This is a genomic window from Caulobacter sp. DWR1-3-2b1, from assembly GCF_049895765.1.
GTDB lineage: Bacteria > Pseudomonadota > Alphaproteobacteria > Caulobacterales > Caulobacteraceae > Caulobacter.
In genome coordinates this window covers 1-14,985 of the sequence record NZ_JAFCSZ010000016.1, presented here as the reverse complement: position 1 = coordinate 14,985, position 14,985 = coordinate 1, and the positions used below count along the sequence as shown (strand labels likewise).

Sequence of the window (14,985 nt, the reverse complement as noted above, 5' to 3'; positions counted from 1 at the left end):
TTCAAGCATAGCTCGCGCCGCTTAATCTTGACCTAACGCCCGCGCCAAATGGCGAGGAGTCGACGTTCGGCCAGTTCCATCAGGGCGTGCAGCGCCACACCCAGTAGCGCCAGGGTCAGCAGGGCAGCAAATACTCGAGCCGTCTGGAGCCGATTATAGGCCTCGAGAATCCGCCAGGCGAGGCCTTGAGCGCCGCCAGATCCGGCCACGAACTCCGCCACCACGGCGCCAATCACGGCCAGGCCCGATGCCACCTTGTGACCTTCCAGCAGGGCGGGGACGGCCGAGGGCAGGCGCAGCCGCCACAGGCGCTGGGCCGGCGTCGCGCCATAGAGGTCAAACAGGCGCGCCAGATCCGGGTCCACCGACTTCAGGCCGGCCAGCGCGCCTGAGAAGATCGGGAAGAACGCAACCAGGGCGGCGAGGCCAATCACGGCGCGCTCGGGATGATCGATGCCGGCCCAGATCGTCACGAGGGGCGCGATGGCGACCAGGGGCGTGACCTGCAGGGTAACGGCGATGGGCCGAACGGCATCCTCCAGCAGGGTGTTGAGGCTGACGGTCAGCGCCAGAGCGCAGGCCAGCAGGCTGGCGATGACCAGGGCCAGCAAGGCCGTCGACAGCGTGCCCCAGGCCGAGGCCAGCAACAGCGGCCAGCCTTCGATCAGGGCCGTCCAGATCGAACTGGGCGGCGGCAGCAGGTAGGTCGGCACGGCCAGGCGCGCGCAGGCGAACTCCCAGCCGGCCAGCAGCACGGCGATCAGTACCAGCGGCGAAAGGAATGCCGAAAGCGTCCTCACGCGGCGCGGGCTCCGGCTTGGGCCAGCAGGCCCGACACCGTCTCGACCGCCTGGCGGAAGCTCTCTGCGGTGCGGAAGCCGGCGGGGCGGATCAACGGGCCGTCTACAACGACCTCTCCCGCGATACGACCGGGCCCCGGAGTCATGACGACGACGCGGCCGGCCATGTAGACGGCCTCCTCGACATTGTGGGTGACGAAGATCATGGCGGGCGAAAGCTCCGCCGCCAAGGTCAGGACATCATCGGCCAGGGCGCGGCGGGTGATCTCGTCGAGCGCCGCGAAGGGCTCGTCGAGCAGCAGCAGGCGCGGGCGGGTGACCAACGCGCGGGCCAGCGAGACGCGCATGGCCATGCCGCCCGATAGCTGGGCGGGCCGCGCGGTCAGGGCGTCGTCAAGGCCCACCTTGGCCAGGGCATGGGCTGCGTTGGCCAGAGCGATGGCCCGGCGCTCGCCCGCCAACACCAGCGGCAGGGCGACATTGGCCTGGGCTGTGAGCCATGGGGCCAGGGTCGGGGCCTGGAAGACCACGGCGGTTTCGCCCTTGCCCGCAGCGCGGGTCACGCTTCCCCGGGTGGGTTGTTCAAGCCCGGCCAGCAGGCGCAGGGCAGTGGACTTGCCGCAGCCGGACGGTCCGACCAGGGCGACGATCTCGCCGGCTTTCAGATCGAGATCGACAGGCCCCAAGGCGCGCCCGCGTCGGGGATAATCGACTTCGACAGCCGAGAGGGCGGCGATGGTCGGGGTCATTGGCCCTTGGGCAGGAACTGCAGCGAATAGGCGCTCTTGTAATCCATCTCCTTGGGATAGACGCCCTGATCGGAGGCGACCTTGAAGAACTCGGCCCAGCGAGCCCCGGTCATCTGGCCGACGCCGTCCTTGGGGACGATGCTGTAGGAGCGCATCTTTTCGCGAGCCTGATCGAGGACGTCCTGGGTCATTTCCGGATTGTCCTTGAGGATCGCCGCATCGCCCGGCTTGGCGTCGCCATAGAGGTAGGATTTCCAGCCCGCCGCCGTGGCGTCCACGAAGGCCTGAACGGCCGCCGGGTTCCTGGCGATCAGGCTGTCTGGAACCAGGGCCACGGAGGCGTAGGCGGGATAACCGCTGTCGGCTAGCAGGAAGACCGCCGGCTTTATCTTGCTTTCCTTCTCGATGAGGTATGGCTCGCTGGTGGCGTAGCCCTGCTGGACGATGCGCTTGTCGGCCAGGAAGGGCGCGGCGCTGTAATTGTACTTGCGCACCTGGTCGTCGGTGAAGCCGTACTTGGCCTTCAGCCACACCCAGAAGGCGGTGATGGAGGCGTCCGACAGCAGGATCGGGCGGCCTTTCATGTCGGCAATTGAATTGATCCCCTGGCCCGGGTGGGCGATCAGGACCTGCGGGTCCTTGTCCATGAAGGCGGCCACGGCCTTCACCGGGACCTTTTCCTTGGCGAGGTTCATGACGATGAAGCTGTTGGAGCCGACCCCCACATCCACCGCGCCTGTGGCCAGCAGTTGCGGCACGTTTACGCCGGGACCGCCCTGGATCAAGATCACGTCCAGGCCGCGTCTGGCGTATTCGCCGGTGGCCAGGGCCTGATAGTAGCCGCCGAGTTCGGCCTGGGCGCGCCAATCCGTGGCCAGCTTCATCGCCGTGCGGCCGGGGGCGTCAGCGGGTTCTTTCCCTGCAGGCGAACAGGCGGCGACGAGCGCGCACAGGGCGAGCACGGCCAAGCGATGGAAACCCATGAATCCCCTCCGAACACGTCGCGCTAGGTTAGGCGGCGAGGGCGTATCTTCCAAGAGCGAACAGGGTTCGTTCAGTCGATGCGTGTGGGCGCTGTGAGCCAGCGCTCGACCTTGGCGTAGAGCACCTCACGCTGGATCGGCTTGGCGATATGATCGACCATGCCAGCGGCGTAGCAGCGCTCGACCTGCTGGGGCAGGGCGTCGGCGCTCATGGCGATGATCGGGACCTTGCTGGCGGGCGAGGGCAGGGCGCGAATGGCGCGGGTGGCGGCCAGGCCGTCCATCAGCGGCATGTGGATATCCATCAGGATCATGTCGTATTCGCCGACTGCGGCCGCATCGACGGCCTGCTGGCCGTTCTCGGCGATATCGACCTTGCAGCCGGCCAGGACCAGCAGGGCGACCCCGATCTCGCGGTTCATCGGATGGTCGTCGACCAGCAGGATGCGCGCGGCGCTGGGCGCGACGGGAGCCCGCTGCTCGGTGACGGCCAAGGGTTCGGCGACCGGCGCGGCGACCTCTATCCAGAAGCACGAGCCGCGGCCGGGCACGCTGTCGACGCCGATCTTACCGCCCATCAATTCGACCAGCGCACGGCTGATCGCCAGGCCCAGGCCGGCGCCGCCATAGGTGCGACTGGCCGAGCTGTCGACCTGGGAGAAGCGCTGGAACAGCAGGGTCTGCCTGTCTACGGCGATGCCGGCGCCTGTGTCGGCGATCTCGAACCTCAGCCGGTCCTCGTGGTCGCCGGGTTCGACGATCAGCCGCGTGTCGATCCGTCCGGCCTCGGTGAATTTGACGGCGTTGTTGAGCAGGTTGAGCAGCACCTGACGCAGGCGGACCTCATCCAGATCATGCAGGGCTTCGATCGGATCGATGACCTCGACATTGAGTATTAGCCCCTTGGCCCGTGCTTCGGGCGCCATGATGGCGGCTGTGTCGCGCAGCAACGTCGCCGCCGAGGTCGGCTGGAGCGCCAACTCGACCTGTCCGGCCTCGACGCGTGAGAAGTCGAGGATGTCGTTGACCACCGTCAGCAGGGCGCCGCCGGCCGAGTCGATCAGGTTCACCTGCCGGCGAGCGTCGGGCGGCAGATCGTTGCGCGCGGCGAGCAGTTGAGCAAAGCCCAGCACGCTGTTCAGCGGCGTACGGATCTCGTGGCTCATCGTGGCCAGGAACTCGGTCTTGGCCTCGGTGGCGGCCATGGCGCGGCCCCGGGCGGCGCGAGTCAGTTGCTCGCGGCGCAACAGCAGGCGTTTCAGGCGTTCCTGCTGCGCCAGGGCAAGCCCGGCGGCCAGGCTGGTGCCGAACAGCAGGGTCACGAAGACCTGGATCAGCCGGGTCTCGTCTGCGGCGCCCCACTCCAGCTGAAATGCCGATTGGGTTCCCTGAACCATGAACGGCACGGCCACGCAGGCGACGATCAACGAGACCTGCGCCGCGCCGCGCGCGCCCAGCCGGAACGAGGCCAGCATGGCCAGCGGATAGATCATGAACGGCGTCCCGATGCCCTCCGGATGAAAACAGGCGACGGTCAGCAGCGCCACCGAGGCCAGCAACGTGATGCGTTCGATCAGGGAGCGATGGAAGGACCGGCGATGCTCGGCGTCGATCAGCACCAGAACCGCAGGCAGCACCACGGCCATGCCGAGCGCGCCGCACATGAACCACTCCCAGAGCGAGTCCAAGAATGGCATGCCATAGCCGAGGGCCAGGAAACTGGCGCAGATCAGGGCCGACGCGAAGGTGATCGGCACGGCCAGAGCCGCCAGCAGCGCCAGCTGCCGCATGGTGCGCACGCGCGGGGTTCCGCCCCAGAATCGCTTGGCCACAAGCCAGACGGCGAAGGCTTGAAGGATATCGACACTGGTGTAGAGCAGCGCCTTGCCGACGTGGTCGCCGACCAGGAAGTCGATCATCAGGTGAAAGACGATGCTCACCCCGACCAGGGCGATGCGTCGCGGCGGGTTCAGGACCATCAGGCCCACGGCCAGCAGGGCGTTGGCCGGCCAGAAGGTGGCGATACCAAGCGGAGTGCGGGTCAGGAAATCGCTGAAGGCGAAGCTGGCGACGATGGCGACAGCCAAGCTCAGAAGCAGAGTGTTCTGCCGCCGTTGCTCGTGCTGTGCCAGATGATGTCGCATTCTTCAGCTCGTCCCCCAGGATCAATACGCTCGTGACTGAGGGAGGGCGCCGCGTAATTTTGTTGCTGTGGCGCTTTGTCGCAGAAGCGGCGCGCTTTCAACTGATGCCTAACTTGGGTCCGTCGCACCTGTACTGTGGCGGGCGCGCGACAATGCCTGAGATGGAGAGGCGCTTCAAGCAACGTGACGTCCGAATGCAGCCCGCCCGGGCGTTGACGCGTTCTTGAGTGTCGCCTTTCGGTTGGCGGCGTCGTCGCGATCAGGCCGCCAGCGGGTCGGGCGCAAGCCAGCGATTGACGACGGCATAGAGCGCTTCGCGATCTATTGGTTTGGCCAGGTGGTCGACCATGCCGGCGCGGCGGCATCGCTCGATCTGCTCGGGCATGACGTCGGCGCTGAGAGCGATGATCGGCGTCGATCCCGCGCGTCCTGGCAAGGCGAGTATGGCCCGACTGGCGGCGAGGCCGTCCATGCGCGGCATGTGGATGTCCATCAGGATCAGGTCGAAGCCCCCGTCGGCTGCGATGCGCACCGCCTCGTCGCCGTCTTCGGCCGTCTCGACAGCGCAGCCCGCCAACACCAGAAGCGCCTTGCCAAGTTCGCGGTTCATTGGATGGTCATCGACCAGAAGAATTCGGGCGACGGGGACGTTTGAAACCACTTCGGTCTCTGGCTCCATGGTCGGCGCCTCGGCCAGCTTGGCCGGCAGACGCACGCGGAACGTCGAGCCTTCGCCCGCCACACTTTGCAGGTTGATCTCGCCGCCCATCAGGGAGACCAAAGCCTTGCAGATCGCCAGACCAAGTCCGGCGCCGCCAAATCTGCGCCTGATCGAGCCGTCGGCTTGGGAAAAGCGCTGAAACAGTCGGTCCTGCAGGTTCGGCGCTATGCCGATGCCGGTATCGGAAATCTCGAAGACGAGCTGGGCGTCGTCGCCGCGCATCTCGACATTCAGGCAAGCGGCGATGTTGCCCGACGGCGTGAACTTCACCGCATTGTTGAGCAGGTTGAGCAACACTTGACGCAGCCGGCTGGCGTCCAGCTCATATAACGGGCCATCGACCCGTGGGTCGACCACGACAGTGCAGGTCAAGCCTTTGGCGGCGACGTCGGGCGCGATGATCGCCGCAGCGTCGCGCAGCAACGTCGCAGGCGAGGTGGGGCCGGCGTCCAGGGCGATCTGGCCCGCCTCGATACGCGAGAAGTCCAGCACGTCATTGACGATAGTCACCAGTGAGTCGCCGGCCTGGGCGATCAGGTCCAGCTTGCGCCGTCCGGCGTCGGAGAGGGCCTCGGTGTCGGCCAGCAGGCTGGAAAAGCCCAGGATGCTGTTGAGGGGTGTGCGGATCTCGTGGCTCATGGTGGCCAGAAAATCGGTCTTGGCCTGATTGGCTTCCTGGGCCCGGGCGCGGGCTGCGCGGGCTACGGCGTGGCGACGCGCCATCAATTGCTTGAGCCTGTCTTCCTTGTACAGAGACAAGGCCGCCGCCAGACAGGTAAAAAATAACGTGGTTACAAAGGCTTGTACCATGCGGATGCGATCAGGCTCGCTCCAGGTCGGGTTGATCGTGGTGGGGCCAAGGCCTGCCACAGTCAGCGGGGCGGCCACGGCGGCGACGATCACGGCGCTCCAGGCCGCGCCTTTAGGCCCAAGCTGGAAGGCTGCAAGCATCGCCGCCGGAAAGATCAGGAACGGCATGGGACTGGTCACGCCGGAAAATGCGACGGCCGTCAGGGCTCCGATAAGCGCATAGAGGCCAGTCTGCACGAGCGCCGATTTCCGGCGAAGAGCCGATGAGCGCTCGGGATCAAGGATGACCAAGGTGGCGGGCAATGCGATGGCCATGCCCAGCGAAGTGCAGAAGAACCAATCGCCGAAGAAGCTCCAGAACTCCCGCCCCAAGATCACGGCCGACAGCAGCGACCCGACGGCGGCTGTCAAGGTCGTAAGCGGCAGCACGGCCGCGACCAGCACCAGGGCCTGGCCCACGCCGCGCAGTTGGCCTCGACCGCGCGTCACGCGGCGCGCAATGCGCGCGGCTATGATCGTTTCGACGGCGTCGCAGCCTGTGTAGATTGCTATCAGCGCCCAGGGATCGCCGGCCAGGCGATGGATAGTCAGACCAGTCACCAGGCAGACCGCCCAGAGCACGGCGCGGCGGCCGGGCGTCAGGTGCAACAGGCCTGCAGCGACAATGGCGTTCATGGGCCAAAGCGCCGGCATGCCATTGGCGCCGCGGGTGAGAAGATCGCTGAAAAGGAAGCTGACGACATAGGTCGCGCACAGACCGGCTAGCAGCCAGGTCTGTCTTCGATCATCGATCGCCACCGATCGGGTCGCTCCCCGCGTTGCTATCATCCCAATGCCCGAACCCGCTCCCTAAGGCTGGACGAAAACACCGACAAGAGGTTAAGACGAGCGCGACGCCCATAAGCTGCGACATTTCGTCGCGTTTTTCCTTAGTTGGCGAGCCCCTCGCGCTTTTCTTCCAGGGCCATCCAGTCCTCTTCGGCCTTGGCGAGGTCGATGCGCGCCTTATTGGTCGCCTTCATTATCGTGTCGAAACCGGCTGGATCGCGCGCATAGAAGTTGGGGTCGGCCAGCTTGGCCTCCAGGTCACCGATGATCTTGGGGCTGGCCGCGACCAGGGCTTCGCACTCCTCAAGACGCCGCTGATCCTTGTAGGACAGCTTGACGGTTTTCTTGGGCGCGGCTGGCGCGACGGGAACGGCCTTGGCCGCCCCCGTGGCGAAGTCGCCGCCGCCGGCGCCGCGCGCGCCCTTGAAGAAGTCGGGGCTTTGGTCGATCAGGTCGCTCCAGCCGCCAGGGGTTTCGATCACCTGGCCATGGCCATTCATGGCGATGGTCGAGGTCGCCAGACGGTCGATGAAGTCGCGATCGTGGCTGACCAGGATCAGCGTGCCCTCGAAGTCGGCCAGCAGGTCCTCCAGCAGGTCCAGCGTGTCCATGTCCAGGTCGTTGGTGGGCTCGTCGAGCACCATCAGATTGGTGGGCGTGGCGAGAGCCCGGGCCAGCAGCAGGCGATTGCGCTCTCCCCCCGACAGGCTGGTGACCGGTTGGCGCAGCTGGGCCTCCGTGAACAGGAAGTCCTTGGCGTAACCGGCCACGTGCTTGGGCAGGCCGCGCACCAGGATGGAGTCGCCGCCGCCGGGGGTCAGGAAGTCCCAGACGGTGATCTTGTCCGACAGGGCCATGCGGGCCTGATCGACATAGGAGATTTCCAGGTTGGTCCCGAGCGTGACCGTGCCGGAATCGACCGCCAACTCGCCCAGCAGCAGCTTGACCAAAGTGGTCTTGCCGGCGCCGTTGGGACCCACCAAAGCCACGCGATCGCCGCGCAGGATGCGGGTCGAGAAGTCCTGCACGATCACGCGGTCGCCGAACTTCTTGGTGACGTTCTTGGCCTCGGCGACCTTCTTGCCCGAGGTCGCCGCGGCTTCGACGGCCATATAGATGCTGCCGCGCATGTCGCTCTGGCGGTCCTTCTTCTCGGCGCGAAGATCCATCAGGGCGCGGCGGCGGCCCTCGTTGCGGGCCCGGCGTCCCTGGACGCCGCGCGCCAGCCAGGCGTTCTCGCGCTCAAGGGCCTTGTTCAGGCGGCGGGCCTCGTCTGCGTCGGCGGCCATCACCGCCTCGCTCCAGGTTTCAAACTCAAGAAAGCCCTTGTCCAGGCGGCGCACCTTGCGGTGCTCGAGCCAGAAGGTGCGCTGGGTGACGCGATTGAGGAAGGCGCGGTCGTGGCTGACGATCAGGGCGGCGCACTTGGAGCCGGCCAGTTCCTCTTCCAGCGTCTGGATAGCGAAGATGTCCAGGTGGTTGGTCGGCTCGTCCAGCAGCAGCACGTCGGGCTGCTCGGCAAAGGCGCGGGCCAGGGCCGCGCGACGTTTTTCGCCGCCGGAAAGGCCTTCGGTGCCTTTTTCCGGATCCAGGCCGAAATCGGCGAGGGTGGCCTGGGCTTCGTAGTCCTGAGCGCCGCCAGCGGTGCAGTAGTCCAGCAGAGTGGCGCCGGTGACCTCAGGCTCCTGGCTGACGAACACGATCTTGGCGCCCGGTTGCACGGCCCGCTCGCCGCTGTCGGGCTCGGCGCCTTGGGCGGCCAGGATCTTCAGCAGGGTGCTCTTGCCCGCGCCGTTGCGACCGACCAGACAGGCGCGGACGCGCGGCTCCAGCGCCAGGTCGACACCGTCGAACAAGGGCTTGGCGCCGTCGGCCAGGCGGACGTCCTTGAGGGCGAGAATAGGCGCGCGGGCAGGGGAAGCCATAAGATGCTCGTACTTGGGGGCGTCGGAATATAGCGAAGGATGCGGCCTATATCAGGGATAGCCGCGAAGGAACGCCAAAATCCGGCCGAGGGCCGGAGACGGTCCTGTCAAAGGCCCTGGCCGACCGCCCGCCTCGCCACGAACCCTGTCAGTTGCCGCTGGGCGAGCTCACATAGAAGCTGGCGTTGTTTCCCGTGGCGGTGGTTATGCCGCTTACCGTGCGGGCTGAGCCGGCGATGGTGGTGGTGCGAGCGCCGACCTCGGCGCTGTTGACCTGGTTGTTCTTGATCGTCATCTGGCCGCTGCACTGCGAGCAGGCATATCCAGTGACCGCATTGCCCATGGCCGTGGACGAGACCACGGCGTCATAGCCGTCATTGCCCTCGAAGCTGGCCAACGCCTCGACGCCGCCACCCGAATTGGTCTGGACGTTGTCGAGCACGACCTCTGGGCCATAGGTGCCGACCAGGGCGGAATTGCCGACGCCGTGGGCGCCGACCTGAGCCGCGCTGAACTGGTATGAGGTCGCCTCGGCCTGCCCGCGCACATAGGCGGTGTTGTACTGGCTGGACGTCACGTCCAGGAGCGGGCCTTCATTGGTCGCCGACAGATTATTGCCGCTGGCCGACGCCACGGTGCTGGTCAGATAGCTGGAGCCATAGGCCGTGAACTTGCTGGCCTGGGTGATGCCGGCATTGGATTGCTCGGTGATAACCCGGGCCGCCGACTGCTCGGTTCCCGACAGGCTGATGTTGTTGCCGGTCGCCGTGCCGGCGACCGAGGCCGTGCCGGTGATCGAGCCGGCAATCGAGCCACCATCGGCCAGGACATTGGCCGTATTGCCCTGGCTGACGCGCATGCCCATCGCGCCATTGATCATCGTCAGGCCCTGGCTGTTGCCCTGGGCCAGCGTGCTCATCGACACGTCGTTCAACTCGGCTTCGTGAGCTTCCAACTGGCTACGGGCCGTGACCGGTCCGGTGTTCAACTGGGTCGTCCGGCCTGTCAGCGTGCCGTTGTCGGCCGCTGCCGTGCCGGCATTGCCGACCGCCGTAGTCGTGAAGTTGCTGTTATTGCCGCCATTGGTCCCGACATTGACCACCCCGTGCGCCAGGACCTGGCCGGAGTTTTCCTGGTTCGAGGTCATCGAGGCGTCGGTGTTCTGCACCGAGATCAGGGCGCTGTTGGCCGGCGCGATGGTGCTGGCGCTGAAACCGTCGGTGACGGTCTCGACGTTCAGGGTCTGCTCGGCGAAGATGTCGCCAAGATTGATCTGGTTGTTCAGAACCGTGCTGGGCGCGGTCTGGCTAGTAGCGACCCCGCTTAGCATCGCGCATATCGGGATCGCTGCGAGCGTTCCAGCGAGACGGGTCTTCGCGGGTCTGCGCATTGTTGGTTCCCAGATTGTTGTAGGCCGGCACGAAGGCGCCCGTCTGTCCGACGGTGGAGTCGCCCATCGGGTCGTAGCGCATGCAGCCTTGCGGGCCGGGCATGCCATAGAGATTGGCGCTGAACTCGACGACCGAGCGCTCGATCAGCGCGCGGACCGCCAGCTGGATCGGCTCAAGCGCGCCCTTGCCACCCGAGATGTCGAACAGGTTGCCATTGAGGAAGTCGAAGACGCCCAGGCTGATCTCGCGGCCAACGACCTGCTTCTGGTAGGCGACGACGTCGACCACCTCGAGCGTGCGGGTGTTCACCAGGCGCAGGTCCAGGGCGATGTTCATCACGAACACCCGGCGCTTGAAGTTGCCCTTCAGGCCGTCGGTGTCCTTGTCGCCGACATAGGCGTCGATGCCCGCCGAGCGGATGTTGTAGTTAAGCTCGGTGATGCCGCCGACCACATAGAAGTCCGAGCCCGGCACCTGGCCGGCCAGGATGCGGCGATAGTCCGCGGGCACATCGGCGCCCGCAGCGGGACGATCACTGATCAGCTTGTTATTGGAATATTTGAGCTCGAACTCCGACACCGAGGTGTCAAAGCGCTCGACCATCGGCATGCCGGCCTTGGCGAAGGCCGTCATGGCCAGAAGCGAAGCGCCCTGGGTGACCTTCCGGCCCGAGCCGTCGGACTCTTCCTTGCCGGTATAGTCGGCGATGCGGCCGATCGCGACGCGCGGCGCGGCGATGCGGTTTTGCTTGGCGTACTGGTTCAGGCAGACCAGGGCCGCCGAATAGTCGGTGGGGTTGGCCGTGACCGGCGCCGTGCCGATGGGCTTGGCGTAGTTACCCTCCATCGACACCTTGGGTATGCTGGTTCCGCAGGCCGTCAGGGCGCTGCAGGCCAGGGCCGTAACGATAAGTGAGAAACGCTTACTTGGCATCGGGCCCGCCCTTGACCGACGAGCCCGCCGATATGTTGCCGGTGTTGGTCTGGGTCGAGTTGACGATCACCGTATTGTTGTTGCCTTGGGTGATGACCGTCAGATTGTTGCCGATCGCCGTCGAGCTGCTGTAGCCGCGACCGCCGACACCCGAATAGGAATCCAGCGAACCCGAGGAGTTGCTCGACGAATAGACGCTCTGGTCAGCGCCGGTCAGCATCACACCGTCGACGACGACACGGTTGCCGTTGGCGTCGCGGGTCGAATATTCGACCATGCGGCTTTCCTGGCCGGCGAGACGGCCATAGCCGGCGTTGAAGGCGGCCGAGTTGCTGGACATCGTCTGGGCTCCGGCCGCGCCGAGCGCGCCAAGGCCAACGACGGCGGCGGTGAAGCCCGCGCCGAACCCGATGCTGTTCTTGATCTGCCAGGCCATGAGAGCCTCCGCGACTGCCGACGCGAAGGTGCAAGCAACCCTCGTGCCAAATTCGTACAGTTTCTGGTCTAGCGCCAAGGTCTCGCAAAATGGTTAAGCGGGTGAGGGTGCGACTCTGAATCGCGCGCCGACGACCTAAGTAAGAGTGTGATGACCCCCGATCCCCCCCTAGACCATCGCGACGACCGCCCCGAACCGATGTTCAATGCGCCGTGGCCCGCCGTGCTGGCGGCCGCCAGCATCGTGATCTCGAACCTTGTGCTGGGCTGGGCCAGTGACGAGACGATCTATCGACTGGCCTTGGAGCCTGTGCGGGTTTGGAGCGGCGACGCGCTGGGGCTGGTCACTTCGCTCTTTGTCCATAGCGGGTGGATCCACACCCTGATGAACGCCGCCTTCGCCCTGGCCTTCGGCGCGCCGGTCGCGCGCCTGCTGGGGCTCGGGGCGAGGGGCGGGAGCCTGTTCGTTCTCTTCTATATGGTGTGCGGCGTGCTGGCGGGGCTGGGCTACGCCGCCATTCACCCGCAATCGACCAGCTTGGTCGTCGGCGCCTCGGGCGCGGTGGCGGGCTTGATGGGCGGCGCGGCGCGTCTGCTGGATCGACCCGGGCAGCTGAGCGGCCTGTTCGCGCCCCGCGCCATGTCGCTGGCGCTGGGCTGGCTGGTCATCAATCTCGTTATGGCGGCGTTGGGCGGGTTCCCCGGCCTGACCGGAGCGGTGGCCTGGGAAGCGCATCTGTTCGGCTTCGCCGCCGGCGCGTTGCTCATTTCTCCCGCCGCTTGGCTTACCCCGCGTTCCGAGACCCATTGATCCCCGGTCCGCTTTGCGAGACCCTAGTTGTAACAAGACCGAAACAAGGGAGATGCGCAGTGCTGGTTTCACAGATCCTGAAGGACAAGGGCGATCTGGTGTTCACGGCCTCCCCTCAGGAGACGGTGGGCGCCGCTGCGGCCCTGCTTCATGCCCGCAAGGTGGGCGCCATGGTTGTGGTGGACGGCGACGAAGCCATCGTCGGCATCCTGTCGGAACGCGACATCGTACGGGTGATCGCCAAGGAGGGCGCTAGCGCCCTGAACAAGCCGATCACCGCCTGCATGAGCGCCGAGGTGATCTTCGCCCATCCCGAAGAGTCTATCGACATCCTGCTGGAGCGGATGACCGATCGCCGCATCCGTCACCTTCCTGTGGTGCGCGACGGACGTCTGGCCGGGATCATCTCCATCGGCGACCTGGTGAAGTACAAGATCAACGAAGCCCAGGCCGAGGCCGACGGGCTCAAGGCGTATATAGCGGCGGGCTAAGCGCGCCGCGACGCGGCCGTTTAGTTAAGAGGCGTGGTCGGCGGATGCACCGGCTCGACCTCGATCCCGGAGTACGTCCATGGCCGTCGTTCATCTTCAACGCTGGAAGCTGTCGATCGGCGCTGGTCAGCCTCTTGTTGTTATCGCCGGCCTCAATGTGCTCGAGAATCTCGAACTGGCGCTCAAGGTCGGTCGAGAGCTCAAGGCAATCACCGCCGACCTTGGCCTGCCGTTCGTTTTCAAAGCGAGCTTCGACAAGGCCAACCGTTCGTCGATTAGAAGCTATCGCGGGCCGGGCCTGAAGGACGGCCTGGCAATGCTCGCCGAGGTCAAGCGACAGCTGAATGTGCCCATCGCCACCGATGTGCACGAGATCGACCAGGCCGGGCCGGTCGCCGCCGTTGCCGACCTGGTGCAGATCCCCGCCTTCTTGTGCCGCCAGACAGACCTCGTTGTCGCCACGGCGCGAGCCACCCTGGCCGCCGGTGGTTGTCTGCACATCAAGAAGGCGCAGTTTCTCGCGCCATGGGACTGCCGGAACATCATCGACAAAGCGCGCGAAGCCGCGCCGGGCGTCGATATCGTATTGTGCGAGCGCGGCAGCTCGTTCGGCTTCAATAATCTGGTTGTCGACATGCTGGGCATAGCCGAGATGCAGCGACTGGGCGCGCCGGTTACCATTGACGCCACCCATGCCGTGCAATTGCCGGGAGCCGACCCTCGCACCAACGGCGGCTCGACCGGCGGCCGGCGAGATGGCGTGCCGATCATCGCCAAGGCGGCGGTGGCGGCGGGCGCGGACGGCGTGTTCCTGGAATTCCACCCCGATCCCGACGGGGCGCTCTGCGATGGGCCAAGTTGCTTGCCGCTCGACAGCGCGGCGAGTCTGCTGGCGACGCTCAAGAGCGTGCATCAGGCCGTGCAAGCCTTATAAAGGATAGGAGGGCGCTAGCCCCCCAGCAGTTCGGCGCCTTCGCCGGCGACGGCGTCGGCTAGGCTGTAGCCTTCAAGCACCTGGGCCGTGGCGTCGCGGGCCCTCAAGAGCGCCTCGCGCAGGGCGCAGGTGGCCAGGTCGCGGCAATCTTCGCAGCGCCGGAAGGCCGTGCGGCTGACGCAGGGGGCCAGAGCAAGGGGGCCGTCAACCAGGCGAATGATCTCGGCGAAGCTGATCTCGGTCGCTACACGGCCCAGAAGATAGCCGCCAAACTTGCCTCGACGGCTGACCACCAGACCCTCGCGCGCGAGGGTGAGAAGGATGGCCTCCAGAAACTTGCGCGGAGCGTCGGCCCGAACCGAAAGCTCGCCGGCCGTGACCTGCCCGTCTTCGCGGGCCAGTTCGATCATTGCGCGCAGTGCGTAGCGCGCCTTCTGGGACAGCATGGATGGTCGTACTCCTCTAATCCCGACTTCTGGGGGAGGAGAAGGCGAGGCGCAAGCATCCGTGCACAGGGGAATGGCGCGTCTGGGGATATTTCACCGATTCAACGCTTGCGACTCCGGGGAGGGGTCTCTAGAAGCCGCCCCTCGCTTCGGAAACAGCGCCGCTGGGACGAAATCATGGCTTTCGGGTCTTGCTTTTTGTTCGGCGGGTCGATAGTTTCCGCGGCTTCAATCGAACCGTCACGGAAATGACAAGTGCGCCTTCGGGCGTGCTTTCGGCTCCGTCTTTGTCTTCGGAAGCGGCCTTGCCGAACTGGAGAAGAAGTTTGGGAGGGTCGGTTGACAGGGAGTTTTGGTTTCGTTAGAAGCCGCCCTCCTTGAGAAATACAAAAGATGTTCGCGAGAACTTCCAAGTATTTCCAAAGTCTAGCCGGTCGTTATTTGGAAGAGTTCTTCAAAATAATAGCTTGACTGGATTTGGTAGCTTCTCTAGAAGCTGCCAGCTCTTCCGGGTTTGCCTTCGGGTTGGCCAAGTTGAGAAAGTCGGATGGTTTTGCGAAAAACGATTTGACACTGCATTCGAG

The 14,985-nt window shown here is 65.5% G+C and carries 13 protein-coding genes; 3 read left to right on the top strand and 10 right to left on the bottom strand.

The features are described 5' to 3' along the window. Window positions 1-32: 32 nt before the first annotated feature. From ACP69S_RS14275 to hfaA, 9 genes are all read right to left on the bottom strand, one after another. The gene (locus ACP69S_RS14275) at window positions 33-800 is read right to left on the bottom strand and encodes an ABC transporter permease (protein WP_425998277.1); all 768 of its coding nucleotides are present in this window, start codon (window positions 798-800) and stop codon (window positions 33-35) included. Beyond that, a complete protein-coding gene (locus tag ACP69S_RS14270) occupies window positions 797-1,549 on the bottom strand; it encodes an ABC transporter ATP-binding protein (protein ID WP_425998275.1) in 753 nt (250 codons plus the stop codon). Before ACP69S_RS14270 ends, ACP69S_RS14275 begins: the two co-directional genes overlap by 4 nt. After that, window positions 1,546-2,532, bottom strand: a complete 987-nt coding sequence (locus tag ACP69S_RS14265) for an ABC transporter substrate-binding protein (RefSeq protein ID WP_425998273.1) — start codon at window positions 2,530-2,532, stop codon at window positions 1,546-1,548. The genes ACP69S_RS14270 and ACP69S_RS14265 overlap by 4 nt, the downstream gene beginning before the upstream one ends. 71 nt (window positions 2,533-2,603) lie before the next feature. Then, complete coding sequence (locus ACP69S_RS14260; protein WP_425998271.1) at window positions 2,604-4,676, bottom strand: MASE1 domain-containing protein; 2,073 nt, start codon at window positions 4,674-4,676, stop codon at window positions 2,604-2,606. Between the two features lie 259 nt (window positions 4,677-4,935). Next, window positions 4,936-7,005 carry an ATP-binding protein gene (locus ACP69S_RS14255; protein ID WP_425998269.1) on the bottom strand — a complete coding sequence of 690 codons (2,070 nt, stop codon included), beginning with the start codon at window positions 7,003-7,005 and terminating at the stop codon, window positions 4,936-4,938. 131 nt (window positions 7,006-7,136) lie between these two features. Further along, window positions 7,137-8,960, bottom strand: coding sequence for an ABC-F family ATP-binding cassette domain-containing protein (locus ACP69S_RS14250; protein ID WP_425998267.1), 1,824 nt, complete (start codon window positions 8,958-8,960; stop codon window positions 7,137-7,139). Window positions 8,961-9,108: 148 nt separating this feature from the next. Next, window positions 9,109-10,290, bottom strand: coding sequence for a holdfast anchor protein HfaD (gene hfaD / locus ACP69S_RS14245; protein WP_425998265.1), 1,182 nt, complete (start codon window positions 10,288-10,290; stop codon window positions 9,109-9,111). Then, on the bottom strand, window positions 10,268-11,284 hold the full coding sequence (gene hfaB / locus ACP69S_RS14240) for a holdfast anchoring protein HfaB (protein ID WP_425998264.1): 1,017 nt from the start codon (window positions 11,282-11,284) through the stop codon (window positions 10,268-10,270). Before hfaB ends, hfaD begins: the two co-directional genes overlap by 23 nt. Next, window positions 11,274-11,720, bottom strand: coding sequence for a holdfast anchoring protein HfaA (gene hfaA / locus ACP69S_RS14235; protein ID WP_425998262.1), 447 nt, complete (start codon window positions 11,718-11,720; stop codon window positions 11,274-11,276). The genes hfaB and hfaA overlap by 11 nt, the downstream gene beginning before the upstream one ends. Before the next feature lie 150 nt (window positions 11,721-11,870). On the opposite strand from hfaA, the gene ACP69S_RS14230 reads away from it, so the two are divergent. The 3 genes from ACP69S_RS14230 to kdsA all read left to right on the top strand — a co-directional run bounded on the left by ACP69S_RS14230 (window position 11,871) and on the right by kdsA (window position 13,955). Beyond that, window positions 11,871-12,530, top strand: coding sequence for a rhomboid family intramembrane serine protease (locus ACP69S_RS14230; RefSeq protein WP_425998260.1), 660 nt, complete (start codon window positions 11,871-11,873; stop codon window positions 12,528-12,530). Window positions 12,531-12,589: 59 nt separating this feature from the next. Next, window positions 12,590-13,021 (top strand): CBS domain-containing protein, encoded by a 432-nt coding sequence (locus tag ACP69S_RS14225; RefSeq protein WP_425998258.1) that lies wholly within the window; start codon window positions 12,590-12,592, stop codon window positions 13,019-13,021. A 79-nt stretch (window positions 13,022-13,100) separates the two neighbouring features. Then, window positions 13,101-13,955 (top strand): 3-deoxy-8-phosphooctulonate synthase, encoded by an 855-nt coding sequence (kdsA, locus tag ACP69S_RS14220; protein ID WP_425998256.1) that lies wholly within the window; start codon window positions 13,101-13,103, stop codon window positions 13,953-13,955. A 14-nt stretch (window positions 13,956-13,969) separates the two neighbouring features. Here the strand turns inward: kdsA and ACP69S_RS14215 are convergent, their stop codons facing one another. Then, window positions 13,970-14,401: an RrF2 family transcriptional regulator gene (locus ACP69S_RS14215; RefSeq protein WP_425998254.1), complete on the bottom strand. Its 432-nt coding sequence runs from the start codon at window positions 14,399-14,401 to the stop codon at window positions 13,970-13,972. Window positions 14,402-14,985 lie beyond the last annotated feature (584 nt).

Excerpts from the sequence above, each read along its gene's own strand:
- kdsA (WP_425998256.1), top strand. The coding sequence starts at position 13,101 with ATGGCCGTCGTTCATCTTCAACGCTGGAAGCTGTCGATCGGCGCTGGT.
- hfaA (WP_425998262.1), bottom strand. The coding sequence starts at position 11,720 with ATGGCCTGGCAGATCAAGAACAGCATCGGGTTCGGCGCGGGCTTCACC.
- ACP69S_RS14230 (WP_425998260.1), top strand. The coding sequence starts at position 11,871 with ATGACCCCCGATCCCCCCCTAGACCATCGCGACGACCGCCCCGAACCG.
- hfaB (WP_425998264.1), bottom strand. The coding sequence starts at position 11,284 with ATGCCAAGTAAGCGTTTCTCACTTATCGTTACGGCCCTGGCCTGCAGC.
- ACP69S_RS14260 (WP_425998271.1), bottom strand. The coding sequence starts at position 4,676 with ATGCGACATCATCTGGCACAGCACGAGCAACGGCGGCAGAACACTCTG.
- hfaD (WP_425998265.1), bottom strand. The coding sequence starts at position 10,290 with ATGCTAAGCGGGGTCGCTACTAGCCAGACCGCGCCCAGCACGGTTCTG.
- ACP69S_RS14250 (WP_425998267.1), bottom strand. The coding sequence starts at position 8,960 with ATGGCTTCCCCTGCCCGCGCGCCTATTCTCGCCCTCAAGGACGTCCGC.
- ACP69S_RS14215 (WP_425998254.1), bottom strand. The coding sequence starts at position 14,401 with ATGCTGTCCCAGAAGGCGCGCTACGCACTGCGCGCAATGATCGAACTG.
- ACP69S_RS14270 (WP_425998275.1), bottom strand. The coding sequence starts at position 1,549 with ATGACCCCGACCATCGCCGCCCTCTCGGCTGTCGAAGTCGATTATCCC.
- ACP69S_RS14265 (WP_425998273.1), bottom strand. The coding sequence starts at position 2,532 with ATGGGTTTCCATCGCTTGGCCGTGCTCGCCCTGTGCGCGCTCGTCGCC.